This window comes from Acidimicrobiia bacterium (genome assembly GCA_040878325.1).
GTDB lineage: Bacteria > Actinomycetota > Acidimicrobiia > Spongiisociales > UBA11373 > JAUYIV01.
Genome location: JBBDMM010000013.1, coordinates 1 through 12,428, shown reverse-complemented (window position 1 = coordinate 12,428; position 12,428 = coordinate 1). Strand labels below are relative to the sequence as shown.

Annotated in this window: 13 protein-coding genes; 7 read left to right on the top strand and 6 right to left on the bottom strand. The window is 66.3% G+C overall.

Annotated elements, in window-relative coordinates; all coding sequences use genetic code 11:
* Positions 1 to 75 precede the first annotated feature (75 nt).
* The 4 genes from WD184_08105 to WD184_08090 all read left to right on the top strand — a co-directional run bounded on the left by WD184_08105 (position 76) and on the right by WD184_08090 (position 6,620).
* The gene (locus WD184_08105; protein ID MEX0826692.1) at positions 76 to 642 is read left to right on the top strand and encodes a biotin transporter BioY; all 567 of its coding nucleotides are present in this window, start codon (positions 76 to 78) and stop codon (positions 640 to 642) included.
* Positions 643 to 771: 129 nt separating this feature from the next.
* Positions 772 to 1,863: a PDZ domain-containing protein gene (locus tag WD184_08100; GenBank protein MEX0826691.1), complete on the top strand. Its 1,092-nt coding sequence runs from the start codon at positions 772 to 774 to the stop codon at positions 1,861 to 1,863.
* 47 nt (positions 1,864 to 1,910) lie between these two features.
* Positions 1,911 to 3,509, top strand: a complete 1,599-nt coding sequence (locus WD184_08095) for a hypothetical protein (GenBank protein ID MEX0826690.1) — start codon at positions 1,911 to 1,913, stop codon at positions 3,507 to 3,509.
* A 192-nt stretch (positions 3,510 to 3,701) separates the two neighbouring features.
* Complete coding sequence (locus WD184_08090; GenBank protein MEX0826689.1) at positions 3,702 to 6,620, top strand: UPF0182 family protein; 2,919 nt, start codon at positions 3,702 to 3,704, stop codon at positions 6,618 to 6,620.
* Between the two features lie 2 nt (positions 6,621 to 6,622).
* Here the strand turns inward: WD184_08090 and WD184_08085 are convergent, their stop codons facing one another.
* The 3 genes from WD184_08085 to WD184_08075 are packed head-to-tail and all read right to left on the bottom strand — an operon-like array spanning position 6,623 to position 8,551.
* Positions 6,623 to 6,781 (bottom strand): hypothetical protein, encoded by a 159-nt coding sequence (locus tag WD184_08085; GenBank protein ID MEX0826688.1) that lies wholly within the window; start codon positions 6,779 to 6,781, stop codon positions 6,623 to 6,625.
* Between the two features lie 15 nt (positions 6,782 to 6,796).
* A complete protein-coding gene (locus WD184_08080; protein MEX0826687.1) occupies positions 6,797 to 8,131 on the bottom strand; it encodes a GAF domain-containing SpoIIE family protein phosphatase in 1,335 nt (444 codons plus the stop codon).
* A gap of 12 nt (positions 8,132 to 8,143) precedes the next feature.
* A complete protein-coding gene (locus tag WD184_08075) occupies positions 8,144 to 8,551 on the bottom strand; it encodes an ATP-binding protein (GenBank protein ID MEX0826686.1) in 408 nt (135 codons plus the stop codon).
* Positions 8,552 to 8,593: 42 nt separating this feature from the next.
* Here WD184_08075 and WD184_08070 point away from each other — a divergent pair, with 42 nt between their 5' ends.
* Positions 8,594 to 8,938, top strand: a complete 345-nt coding sequence (locus WD184_08070; protein ID MEX0826685.1) for an STAS domain-containing protein — start codon at positions 8,594 to 8,596, stop codon at positions 8,936 to 8,938.
* Between the two features lie 364 nt (positions 8,939 to 9,302).
* Here the strand turns inward: WD184_08070 and WD184_08065 are convergent, their stop codons facing one another.
* Together WD184_08065 and WD184_08060 are read right to left on the bottom strand one after the other, a co-directional pair.
* Positions 9,303 to 9,503 carry a dodecin family protein gene (locus WD184_08065; GenBank protein ID MEX0826684.1) on the bottom strand — a complete coding sequence of 67 codons (201 nt, stop codon included), beginning with the start codon at positions 9,501 to 9,503 and terminating at the stop codon, positions 9,303 to 9,305.
* A gap of 76 nt (positions 9,504 to 9,579) precedes the next feature.
* Entirely contained in the window at positions 9,580 to 9,810 is a 231-nt protein-coding gene (locus WD184_08060; GenBank protein ID MEX0826683.1) for a CsbD family protein, read from the bottom strand.
* Between the two features lie 192 nt (positions 9,811 to 10,002).
* Between WD184_08060 and WD184_08055 the strand changes: the two genes are divergently transcribed.
* Entirely contained in the window at positions 10,003 to 10,746 is a 744-nt protein-coding gene (locus WD184_08055) for a SigB/SigF/SigG family RNA polymerase sigma factor (protein MEX0826682.1), read from the top strand.
* A gap of 100 nt (positions 10,747 to 10,846) precedes the next feature.
* Here WD184_08055 and WD184_08050 read toward each other — a convergent pair whose 3' ends face one another.
* The gene (locus WD184_08050; GenBank protein MEX0826681.1) at positions 10,847 to 11,233 is read right to left on the bottom strand and encodes an ATP-binding protein; all 387 of its coding nucleotides are present in this window, start codon (positions 11,231 to 11,233) and stop codon (positions 10,847 to 10,849) included.
* Positions 11,234 to 11,530: 297 nt separating this feature from the next.
* Here WD184_08050 and WD184_08045 point away from each other — a divergent pair, with 297 nt between their 5' ends.
* Positions 11,531 to 12,301 carry a class III extradiol ring-cleavage dioxygenase gene (locus WD184_08045; protein MEX0826680.1) on the top strand — a complete coding sequence of 257 codons (771 nt, stop codon included), beginning with the start codon at positions 11,531 to 11,533 and terminating at the stop codon, positions 12,299 to 12,301.
* Positions 12,302 to 12,428 lie beyond the last annotated feature (127 nt).

Sequence of the window (12,428 nt, the reverse complement as noted above, 5' to 3'; positions counted from 1 at the left end):
GAGGGCGGCTCCTCTCGTTTGCGACGGGCCGGGTCGCGGCGGCCTTCGGGCGGTCGTGATAGTTAACCTCTCGTCATGACCACCGCCACCATCTCCGCTCGAGTCCTGCCCCGAACCCGCACCATCACCGCCTCCCTCGTTGTCGGATTTGCCTTGATGACCGCCCTGATGGCGCAGGTGGTGATTCCCCTCTGGTTCACTCCGGTCCCCATCACCGGGCAGACGTTTTCGGTGCTTCTCGCCGGGGCGGCTCTCGGGTGGAGGGCAGGTGCGGCATCCATGGCCCTCTATGTCGCCCTCGGCGCCGTCGGTCTTCCGTTCTATGCCGAGGCGCAGGGCGGTTGGCAGGCGGCCACCGGAGCCACTGGCGGCTATCTGCTCGGGTTCGTGGTGGCGGCGGCCGTGGTCGGCCATCTCGCCGAGCGCCAGCAGGATCGCTCGGTGGTCACCGCCATCCCTGCCTTCCTCGCAGGCACGGTGGTGATCTATCTGTTCGGCGTTCCGTGGCTTGCCAACGAGCTGAACATCGGAGTCACCCGGGCGATGGAGCTCGGCATGGTCCCCTTCGTGGTCGGCGACCTTGCCAAGGTGGTCCTCGCCGGGGTAGCCCTCCCCACCGCATGGAGGATGGCGGGACGCTAGAGGCCGAGGAAGAGTCAAGAGCCAAGATTCAAGATCGCCTTCCTTCCCGACTCTTGATTCTTGATTCTTGATTCTTTGCTGGAGGCCATTCCTACCCCCCACCCTCTGTACCATCGCGTCTACTCCGCCATGATCGACAGCGACCCCTTCCTCACCCCTCCTCCGTCGTTCGCGCCGCGGGGCCGTTCGACCAAGTGGCCGTATGTGCTGGTGGCAGCATTTCTCGCGGTGGGGTTGGTGGTGCTGGTTTTCTGGCCGGTCAAGCTGCCGTACTTCGCAATGGCTCCGGGGCCCACCGAAGAGGTCGCCGATCTGGTGACCTTTGGTGAAGAGGTGGCCATCCATCCGACCACCGGTGACCTCTATCTGCTCACGGTCACTCTCCGCGAGGTGAACCCCTTCGAGTGGTTCGAGGCCCGGTATCTCGACGACCGGGTCGACCTGCTGGAGCGGCAGGTCATTCGCCCGCCCGGGGTCACCGAGGAGCAGGTGCGGCGGACGAATCTTCAGGCGATGAACGAGTCAATCGATACCGCGATCTATGTCGCCCTCACTCGGCTTGGATACGAGGTCGCGTTCGTCGGAGACGGCATCGAAGTGCTGCAGGTGGTCGAAGGGACACCGGGTGAGGGTGTGATCGAAGTGGGCGACCGATTCACCACCGTCGCCGGCCAGGTGGTCGCCACGGCCGAGGAGGCCAGCGCGGTGATTCGGAGCCACGCCATCGGCGACACGATCACCCTCACCGGGACCCGCGCCGACGAGCCCATCGAGCTTTCGGTGACGCTGGTCGAACACACCCAGATTCCCGGCGCCCCGATGATCGGAGTCGTGTTCGACACGATCAATCTGGCGATGGACCTCCCCATCGACGTGGATGTCGACGCGCGCAACATCGGCGGCCCATCGGCGGGCATGATGTATGCGCTGGCGCTCATCGATCTCTTGACTGAAGAGGACCTGACCGGGGGTCACCGGATCGCCGGCACCGGGACCATCCGGTTCGACGAGACCGTCGGGCCTATCGGTGGGGTGCGCCAGAAGGTCTTCGCGGCGCGGGCGATCGGCGCCGAGATCGTTTTCGTGCCGGTCGACAACTACCCGGATGCCCTCACTGCCGCCGGCGACGGGATCGCCATCGTGCCGGTGGCGACTCTCCAGGAGGCCCTCGACTACCTCCGGGCTCTGGAGCCTCTCCCGGATCTGGTTGCTACCGGCTGAGCGCGGGTGCCCGCGGCGGCGAGTCGCCGGGCGTTATCGTCTGCTCCATGGCCGATGAGCCCCTGGGGCCCGACACTTTTTCGACTCGCGATCTACCCACGGCAAGGCGGGGATACGAGAAGAAGGCCGTGGAAGCCCTGATCGCCGAGGCGGTGGAGCGATGGGGGACGCTAGAGCGTCGACACAAGGACCTTCTAAAGGATGTCGCCGGCTCCGGCGGGCCCGAGGCGCTGGCGAGAGACGTCGAGGCCGTGGGCAGCGAGGTGTCGCGGATCCTCGAAGCCGCCAAGGAGGCCGCCGAAGGGATGCGAAGCCGTGCTCGCGAGGACTCCGAGCGGGTGGCGGCCGAGGCGGCGGCAGAGGCAGTCTCCCGGCTTCAGGCAGCAGTCGAGGAGGCCGCCGGCATCGTTGCGGAGGGGGAGCGGCAGGCATTCGAGTTGAGACGGGATGCCTGGGATGGGGGCACCACACTCATTTCGTCGGCTCAGGAGACGGGTGGCGAGATCATCGCCGAAGCCGGCGAGCAGGCGTTGTCGATCCGAGCCGACGCGGAGCGGGATTCCCACCAACGGCTCGCGCTCACCCGCAGAGAGTCCGACGACGTCATCCGCAACGCGCGGTATGAGGCGGATCGCCTCCTCAATCAGGCCCGCACCCTGGCTCAGACGATCATCGACCGGGCGAGCGGTGCCGACGACGACGACGAGTCCGTATTTCCCTCCGCCGATGACCGGGACCGACACCAGCGGATCGAAGAGGTAGAGCGCCTGCACGCAGAGCGATCGATCGAAGGGGTGGCGGTCCTGCCCGCCGAACCGCGTCGGGATACCGCAGAGGCGGGGTTCGGTGCCCTCGATTCGGGAGGCTCCGATCTCAGCGATGCATTGGCCGCCGAGGTCGAGCAGATGAACGGCCCGCCGATTCCGCCCCGCGGCAATCAGCGGGCGCCAGGTGACGATGTCGGGACGCTCTTCGAGGCGTTGCGGACCACCGCCGACCACGATCCGGTCGGGGTCCCTCGCGATCCGATCGCAGTGCGGGACCGCCTCGTGCTCCCGGTCCACAACGAGGGCCTGCGCGATGTGAAGCGGCGGATCGTCGATCTCCAGAGCGAGGCAATCGACGCCTTGCAGCGATCGGGGTGGTCGCCGGATCGAGACCGGATCGCCGGCGAGTTGGCGGCCGCGCTGGGGACCGCCATTCAGAAGGCGGGTACCGCGGGCTCGAGCGGCGCCGAGGCGATCGCCGGAGTCTCGCGGGTCCGGTCGCGCCCCGGGCCGCGCCCGGGCGAGCTCGTAGAGGCGATGGCCCAGGACCTGACCGGTCAACTACAGGAGGCGGTACGCAGCGAGGGAGGCCCCAGCGAGGTCGCCGCTACCGTCAGCCGGGTTTTCCGGGCTTGGCGCGGCGACGAGGCCGAACGCTGGGTGCGCATGGTGGTGTTTGCGGCCTATCACGACAGTTTCCTGGCCGCGGTGGCCGTCGGTGGGTGGACCGAGGTGGAGGGCCGGCCGTCGGGTCGGCCGTGCGAGCGGTGTGCAGGTAGCGACCGGCTTCGCTGGGATCCGCAATCGGGTGCTCCCGAGGGCTACCTCATCCCCCCGGCCAACCTTGATTGTGTTTGCACGGTGACCGTCGCCGATTGACCCCGGCGCGCCTCGTCGGAGCCGCGACCGGCTGCCGCCCCTGCCGCTTGCCGAATGCCGGCAGCCTTGGACGACGCGCCCCCGTCGGGGGTAAGCGAATAGGCTCGTCCCGGGATCAGGTTCCGGCTTGCCACAAGCCGGAACCATGATGATGCCAGCGACCTATTCGCTCACCCCCGTAGACTGCCGCCAGTGATCGAACGCGGACCCTCCCCGATACCCTTCCGGCGCTCGCCTTCGCGCGGTCGTCGCTGGCTGTTCATCGTCTTCGGCGTCGTGGTCGTGCTCCTGATGTCTCTGCGAGGCATCGCCACCTTCTGGACCGACTATCTGTGGTTCGACTCGGTCGGATTCGGGGCGGCATGGAGAACGTTGGTATTCAGCCGGGTGATGCTCGTGGTCATCGCCACCGCGGTCGCCTTCGTACTCATGTTCCTCAACCTGATCATCGCCGATCGTCTCGCCCCGGCTTTGTCGCTCTCGGCGGGCAGTCCCGACGAGGAGCTGATCGAGCGATTTCAGGGATGGGTTTCCGAGCGCGTGTTCCGCTTTCGCCTTGCGGTGGCGGGGTTCTTCGGGATCCTGATCGGCCTCGGCGCCGGGGCCTGGTGGGAGCACTGGCTGCTCTACCGCAACGGGCAGGACTTCGGGGTGACCGACCCCGTCTTCGGTCGCGACGTCGGCTTCTACGTGTTCGACGTGCCGTTCTACCGGGATCTCTTCGGATGGTCGTTTCAGTTCGTGCTGATCACCACCCTCGTTGTGGCCGCCCTCCACTACCTCAACGGCGGCATCCAGGTGACCCCCGGCCGGCAGAAGGTCGCCTCCGGGGTGAAAGTCCACCTTTCGGTGCTCCTCGCGCTCATGGCGATCCTCAAGGCGGTCGGGTACTGGCTCGACCGGTTCGACCTCCTCTACAGCGACCGGGGGGCGGTGTTCGGAGCCACGTATACGGACGTCAACGCCCAGTTGCCGGCGTTGAGCCTGTTGATGTGGATCTCGCTTTTCTTTGCGGCGCTGCTGTTGGTGAACATCCGGCTCAAGGGCTGGGCGTTGCCGGCCGTAGCGGTGTTCGGATGGCTGGTGGTCTCGGTGGCGCTGGGCGGAATCTGGCCGGCGGCCACCCAGAGGTTCTCGGTCCAGCCGAACGAGATCGACCGGGAACTGCCTTTCGTATCTCGCAACATCGAGTTCACCCGTGCCGCGTACGGTCTCGACGCGGTGGAGACTCGCGACTTCGAGGCCGCCGAGGATCTCGACGCCGCCGATATCGCCGCCAACGGGCAGACGATTTCGAATGTTCGCCTCTGGGATCCCACCGTGCTGTTGACCACCTATCGCCAGCTGCAAGAGCTGCGACCCTTTTATCAGTTCGTCGACGTGGACGTCGACCGGTATCTCCTGGACGGCGACCTCACCCAGGTGATGCTTTCCACCCGGGAGCTCGAGCAGAGCAGCCTCCCCGGCGAGGGCTGGGTCAACCGTCACCTCGTCTACACCCACGGGTTCGGAGTGGTCGTCAGCCCCGCGAACGCCGTGACCGTGGACGGGCAGCCCGATTTCTTTGTCAAAGACATCAATCCGAGCGATGAGGTCCCTGCCGAGCTCGCCGTCGATCAGGGCAGGGTGTACTTCGGCGAGGGGCTGCCGTCGGGGTCGTTCGTCATCGTGGGGACCGACGAGCAGGAGGTGGACTTCCCGGTCGAGTCCGGTACCGACACGGTCGCCTTCAATCACTACGACGGCAGCGGAGGAATCGAGGTGGGGGGTCTGCTCCGCCGGGCGGCCTTTGCGCTGCGATTCGCCGATGTCAACACGCTGATCTCGTCACAGGTGCGCTCCGACAGCAAGGTTCTTTTGGTGCGCAACCTCCGCGACCTGCTCAACAAGGCCGCGCCATTTCTCCACGCCGACAACGACCCGTACCTGGTGCTGCTCGATGGCCGATTGGTGTGGGTGCAAGACATGTACACCGTCACCAACCGCTACCCGTACTCCACGCCGGCGAGTGACACCGACTCGACGTCGGGCGGCATCGAGGCCACCGGGCGTCTCAACGTGCGGTCGGGCCTGCCATCGGAGTTCAACTACATCCGCAACTCGGTCAAGGCCACGGTCGACGCGTATGACGGCACGATTCGATTCTTCGTGGTCGACGAGAGCGATCCGATGATCCGGGCGTACCGCGACATATTCCCCGAGCTCTTCTCGACCCGTGACGAGATGCCGGCCGGGCTCCTCGACCACCTGCGGTACCCCGAAGATCTGTTCCGGGTCCAGTCGGACATCTACACCCGCTACCACGTGACCGATCCGCGGGTGTTCTTCAACAACGGTGACCCGTGGGAGGTGGCCCGCGACCCGTCCACCACCGCCTCCGAGAACACCCGGGAGACCTTCCCGGCGGACGACCGGCCGATGGTGCCCTATTACCTGTTGATGGAGCTCCCCGGCGAGGACGATCTGGCGTACTTGATGCTGCAGCCGTTCACCGCGGCGACCCGGCCGAACATGGTGTCGTTCCTGGTGGCGAAGTCCGATGCCGAGGAATACGGCGAACTGATCGATTTCCAGCTTCCCCGCGACTCCTTCGTCGACGGCCCCGGGCAGGTGGGAGCCCGCATCAATCAGAACCCCGACATCTCACGCGAGTTCACCCTTCTCGGCCAGGAGGGTTCCGAGGTGATCCTCGGGAACATGCTGGTCGTGCCCATTGAGGAATCGGTCGTCTACGTGCAGCCCGTCTATCTGAGTGCACGCTCGGAAGCCGGTTCGTCCGGGGTCGCCCTGCCTGAGTTCAAGAAGGCGATCGTGGTGTTCGGAAACCGAATCGCCATGCGGGACACGCTTGCCCAGGCCCTGGCTGCGGTCTTCGGGGATGGCCCGGTGGTGGATCCGGATCCCGACGACCCGGACGATCCGGGGGAGCTTCCGGCGGATCTCACCGAGGCGGTGACCGAGTTGCTTACCAGGGCGGACGCAGCGTTCGCCCGGGCGGATCAGGCCCTCCGCGACGCCAACCTCGCCACCTACCAGGCCGAGGTGGCCGAGGCTAAGAGATTGATCGACCAGGCGAGGGCGCTGCTGGAAGAGGCCCTGTCCGGAGCCTGAGGTCAGGCCACCGACCGAATCTTGTCGGCGCCCTCTTCGTAAGCCGAGTGGGCCTTCCGCTTCATCGATTCGCGCCGGGCCGTGCCAGCGGTCGGATCGAGGAAGTACATGGCAGCCGCGCCAAGTGCGGCAAAGAACAGGTTCCGGGTGTTGAAAATCATGGTGCCTCCGTTGGGTTACCCATCCTTCTTCCCACCGGGCCACAGTCTCAAACCCGGTGCCGGCGCCGGCCCCGCAGTCGGGCTCAGTTTTATCCCGAATAGGGCGACATCGTCGGTGAACCCTTCAGTCGGGGCCATGCGGTCGAGGATGTAGTCACACGCTCGACTGAGGTCATCGGGAGCGTCCACCACCGTGCGAACCAGCCGGTCGATGCCGATGTCGATCACTTCACCCCGCCGCTCGACCAGCCCGTCGGTGTAGAGGAACAGGCGATCACCGGGATCCAGCCGGAGTTTGGCTGGACGGAATCGGATGCTCGCCTTGCCGCTCCCCAGAGGTGCGGTCCTCCCCTTGTCCAGATACTTGGTGGTGCGCTTTGCCGCAAGGATCGGGGGCATGTGCCCCGCATTGGCGATTCGTGCCTTCCTGGATTGCGGGTCCAGGTCTACGACGCACGCCGTGATCATCTCCGCGCTGTGGCGGCCCGTGACATATCGGTTGAGTTGGCGGACTATGCCCGCCGCGGACTCGACGAAGGCAAATGCACGCAGGGCGCCCGCGACCTCATTCATGGTGACGGCGGCGCCGATACCGTGGCCGGCCGCGTCACCGACTGCGATCACGACCCGGTCTCCGATACGGAGGGCATCGCACCAATCCCCACCCACTCCTACCGCGCTCGTGCCCGAGTGATACCGAACCTGCAACTCGAGTCCGGGAATCTCGGGCAATGCCTTGGGGGCGAGGTCCCGGGACAACCGTTCGACTGCCACCCGGTCGGCATGCGCGGTCTGGGTCCGGGCGATCGCCGTCCCGCACATTTGGGCGATCTCGCGGGCGACGGCGGTGTCGGCATCGTCGAAAGCCGGCTCTTCCCGCCCCCGGGAGAAGCGGAAGGCGCCGAGAATCTGCCCGTCCGTGTCGCGCAGCGGCAGCGCGAGCCACGCCTTCGATTTGAGCGCGTCTACGGCCGTGCGAGTCATCTCGTCGGCGGGTTGGATGGCACGCCAATCCGCCCGAATCTCGCGGCCGGCGAGTGCTGCGGCTACCGGCGAGCCGTCTGAGGCCGATGGATCGGGTCGGTACGCCTCGGCGAGGTGATCGATGGCGGCCTCGAGGGCTGGGTCGCGATGGCGTGCGGCGCGTAGCACCGCGAAACCCCCGTACTCGAACAGAAACACCGTGCACGAGTCGGCGAGAGTGCCGATCACCGCGCCGGCGGCCGTTTCGATGGTCTCTTCGACGTCGAGCCGGCTCTCAAGCAAGTGGCCGGCCAGGGTCCGAAGGAGGCCGGACCGAGTGGGCACCAGCTCGAGGGGGTCCCGAGAAGGTCGCGTCGGGTCGGTCATCGGCTGCCGACGCTACTCGGTCGCGGACGGGTCCGGCTCGCCACCCACGCGCAGTCGTAGGGTGATCGAAGTGCCACCGTCGCCATTGGACACCTCGACGCCGGCGGCGACGGCCTCGATGATGCGGAACGACATTCCTTCCTCCCGTTGGAGCGCGATCGGGGCAGGGGACCCGATGGTCACCGTCAGCTCGCCTTCATCGCCGCCGAGCTCCAGCTCGAGCCGGCTGGCGCCCGCATCGATCAGGGCGAGGCTCGCTTCATGCACGGCGAGCGCCGCATCGTCGATCTCGTCGACGGACGCACCCCGTCGGGCACACGCATTCCGCACGACCAGTCTGAGGACATCGAGGCGATCCGGGTCCGCGGGGATCGCAATCTGGGTGGGGTCGCGGCGGGAGGTAGTCATCGGGCGAGCCATATACTAAGGCTAGGCGTTGAACGAATCACGGAGGAGAGAATCTTGGAGAACCGGCCGAGCGCGGTCCGCATCGACCGAGTCGACAGCGATGTCGTCCTTGCTGTTTCGGGCGAAGTCGACATCAACGGCGCCACCGAGCTGAAGCGGGCATTCGACGAGATCGCCGGCCACAGTGGCAAGGTGATCATCGACCTGCTCCTCGTTTCGTTCATGGACTCCATGGGGCTTGGCACGCTCATCGATGGCCGCAACCGCCTCGAGTCCGATGGCGCCGCCGTCCTCCTCGTTTCCGACAACGGCCCGGCGGGACGCCTGCTGGCGCTCACCAAGCTCGACGAGTCGTTCCCGGTGTTCGACTCGGTCGAATCAGCCCGCGACGCGAGCTGATCGGCCCGGCCGGCTACCGGCTGGATCATTCGACCGCCCGCCCTCTTGTCCGCGGGAAACTGGTGGCTCGGTGCGCATAGCAACGGGGGCGCATGTTGTACCGGCTCAGGCGGGTGGGGCACCCGTCCTCGGCACAGGCCCGGGCGTCGAGATCCGTCTTCGGCCGGCGCCCGCCGATGTTGGCCTTCGTGCCTCGCAAGATCGTCGTTTCGCTGGCAATGTCCACTGGGGACCCCCTTTCCAGAAGGGGGGCGTTCCCTCGGATCTCTTCCGGCAAACAAACAGACGACCGGCGAGTCCGCCGGTCGTCTGTAGAGGCGTAGGGGGTGCGCGAATCAGGCTCGCCCCCTAGGGGCCTTTGGTTTTACTCCACGAGGAACGTGATCTTGAGGCTCACCCGCCATGTCGTGACCTTGCCGTCGGAGATGTGGACCTCGTGGTCCTTCACCCAGGCGTGGCGGATGTTCTTCACCGACTCCGAGGCCTTGGCGATCCCTTCGGCGATCGCCGCCTCGAAGCCGTCGGACGACTGGGCCGTGATCTCGATGACCTTGGCTACCGACATGAGGCTCCTCTCGGCGTGGCTTCGAAGCCTATCGCGAGGGTGGGTGGTATCCGGGCGCTCCAGGCCAGGAAGGGACTCAGGATGCCTTGCGGTCGGCCTTGTCACTGAAGGAGTCGGCGATCTCCCCGAGCTTGCGCTCGATGGCGTCGATCGTCTCGCCCGTCTTCTTCTGGATCTTTCCGACCAACTGATCCCAGTTCCCCTCGGCCTCGTCGACCTCGTTGTCGGTCAGTGAGCCCCAGGCCTCCTTCACACGGCCCTTGGCCTGCTTCCAGTTGCCTTCCAGCTGCATTCGCTTCGAATCCATGAGACGAATCTCCTCTATTGGGTGCCTGCGGTTTACCCGGTGGGGCGCCGGGTAAACCCCGGCACCGCCGGCCCCGGAGGAGGGAATGCCGCTCGGTTCGGGAAGTTCGAGAAGCCAATTGGTACAGGGTCGGCACTTGCCGGCCCTGCGGTTAGCCTCGTTGGCACCCCAATATCAGGAGCGCCAGCAGCAGTGAGTGATCGCGAGAGGGTGAGCCTTCTCATGGAGCGCATCGCCGCGGGTGACGAGTCCGCCCGCGAGGAGGTGGTGCGCGAGCACCAACGGCTGGTGTCCTATCTGGCCAAGCGGTTTGCCGGTAAGGGTGAGCCCATCGACGACCTGGAGCAGGTGGCCTATATCGGGCTGCTCAAGACGATCGAGCGGTTCGACCCCACTCGTGGGGTCCAGTTCTCCACCTACGCCACCGCAACGATCATCGGCGAACTGAAACGGCACCTGCGCGACAAGGCCTGGGCGATGCGTATTCCACGCGGGCTCAAACAGGCCAGTCTGCTGATTGGTCAGCTCGAGCAGGAGCTCAGCCAGCGCCTGGGCAGGTCTCCGAAGGTGTCCGAGCTCGCCGAGGCCGCCGACATGTCCGAGGAGGAGGTGATCGAGGCGCTTGATGCCGGTCGCACCTACACGCTGGCGTCCCTGGACGCTCCCGTAGGGGACGAGGAGGGATCACGCGCCCGAATCGACGACCTCGCCTCGCCGGACGACGATCTGGGCCTGGCCGAACGCCTCGGGACGGTGGCCGAGGCTATCGCTGCCCTGCCCGAGCGGCAGCGGCGAATTCTCTACCTCCGCTTCTTCGATGACCTGACTCAGACCGAGATCGCCGCCGAGTTGGGGATGTCGCAGATGCACGTCTCGCGTCTGCTGACGCGGTCCTTCGAGGCGATCCGATCCCGGGCGCAACTCGGCGAAGACTGAGCCTTCCGCCTTCCGCCTTCCGCAAGATTCGAGCTGACCCGCATCGAGCGCGGTCACCCGTTCTGTCGAATTGCGAATCGCGGGCCGAGCGAAGCGAGGCCTAGAGATCCATCTCGAACCAGGCGACGTTGGTGGTCGCCCGCTGCTCCACGCCCCAGCGTTGAGCGACCGTGTCGACGAGGAATAGGCCCCACCCCGACCGGTCCCTGGGCTGGGGCTGCCGGAAAGCCAACTCGAACGCCGGGCCCGGGTCGTGCACCTCGACCCGTGCCCGTTTGTCGTCGATGTGGACGACCAAGTCGATCGAATCAACGGGGATGGGTCCGGCGTGGCGGACACTGTTGGTGACGAGTTCGCTCACTAGCAGGAGGAAGTCGCTCTTGCGATCGGGGCCGAGTGTCTGAGCGAAGGGTGACGCGGCAGACCGGGCCATGGCTGGGGCCGTGACGTTCACCGGCAATGTCCACTTCTCTGTAGTCACCGGCATGGCCGGGGGCCGCCTCCTCCGTATCTTGGTTCTAAGTGCTGACCTCTTGAAAGTCGGCTGAGCACCACCCCCTCTTACCCGGCTGCGGGCGAGGGCAACCCATTTTGACCGAACCTTGTGGTCAAAGTGAGGCTTTCGGTGCCGGAGCACGCTCTGCCGCTCCAGCGCGTGGGTGCCAGTCACTGCCGCCGCCCACTCGATCGCTGCGGGGGCGTGCCGCGGTGTGGTTCATGCACGGCGGGAAGAATCGGGGACCTTGGAGGCGTTGTTGGGGACGTGGAATTCAACGACGTTCGAATGCCCGTCACCTACCTCAGCCACGGCGCGCCCCCGCTCGCCGACGACCCGATGTGGACGGCGGAGTTGGCCCGCTGGTCGGCGGCGATGCCCCGGCCCGCCTCGGTGATCATGGTGTCCGCCCACTGGGAGTCGGCGCCCGTCACCCTCGGTGCCACCACCCCGGTGCCGCTGGTGTATGACTTCTGGGGTTTCCCCGACCACTACTACCGGGTGCAATACCCCGCGCCGGGAGCGCCTGGCCTCGCCGCTGAGGTGAGCCGGCTCCTCGAATCCGCCGGCATGACGGTGGCGCAAGATCCGGCGCGCGGTCTCGACCATGGCGCCTATGTCCCGCTGGTGGAGATGTACCCCGACGCCGACATTCCGGTCCTACAGATCTCGATGCCCACATTGGACCCAAAGGTCCTCTTCGATGTCGGTGCCCGGCTCGCCCCGCTCCGCGACCAGGGTGTGCTGATCGTCGGCAGCGGTTTCGCCACCCACAATCTTCGAGAGATGAACTGGCACCTCGGCGCCGATTCGGATCCGCCGGGGTGGTCGCGGGAGTTCGACGACTGGTTGGCCGGGGCTATCGAGCGAGGGGATGTCGACGCCCTGATCGATTTCGACCGGACCGCGCCGGCGGCACGGATTGCCCACCCGCGGACCGAGCACTTCGCCCCTCTGTTCGTGGCCCTCGGGGCCGCCGCCGCCTCGTCACCGGAGGGTCGGAGCGTCGTCGATGGCTTCTGGTTCGGCCTTTCCAAGCGGTCGGTGCAGTTCGACTGAAGCGGCGTTATCAGTGGCGAGGGCTCACATTGCCTTATCTTTCGTCCCCCCCGTACAATGGCCCCTACGACGCGGGGTGGAGCAGCCTGGTAGCTCGTCGGGCTCATAACCCGAAGGTCGCGGGTTC

Coding starts and splice junctions, on each gene's coding strand:
- WD184_08105 (MEX0826692.1), top strand. CDS start 76: ATGACCACCGCCACCATCTCCGCTCGAGTCCTGCCCCGAACCCGCACC.
- WD184_08060 (MEX0826683.1), bottom strand. CDS start 9,810: ATGGATTCGAAGCGAATGCAGCTGGAAGGCAACTGGAAGCAGGCCAAG.
- WD184_08080 (MEX0826687.1), bottom strand. CDS start 8,131: ATGACCGACCCGACGCGACCTTCTCGGGACCCCCTCGAGCTGGTGCCC.
- WD184_08065 (MEX0826684.1), bottom strand. CDS start 9,503: ATGTCGGTAGCCAAGGTCATCGAGATCACGGCCCAGTCGTCCGACGGC.
- WD184_08100 (MEX0826691.1), top strand. CDS start 772: ATGATCGACAGCGACCCCTTCCTCACCCCTCCTCCGTCGTTCGCGCCG.
- WD184_08050 (MEX0826681.1), bottom strand. CDS start 11,233: ATGCCGGTGACTACAGAGAAGTGGACATTGCCGGTGAACGTCACGGCC.
- WD184_08095 (MEX0826690.1), top strand. CDS start 1,911: ATGGCCGATGAGCCCCTGGGGCCCGACACTTTTTCGACTCGCGATCTA.
- WD184_08075 (MEX0826686.1), bottom strand. CDS start 8,551: ATGGCTCGCCCGATGACTACCTCCCGCCGCGACCCCACCCAGATTGCG.
- WD184_08045 (MEX0826680.1), top strand. CDS start 11,531: ATGCCCGTCACCTACCTCAGCCACGGCGCGCCCCCGCTCGCCGACGAC.
- WD184_08085 (MEX0826688.1), bottom strand. CDS start 6,781: ATGATTTTCAACACCCGGAACCTGTTCTTTGCCGCACTTGGCGCGGCT.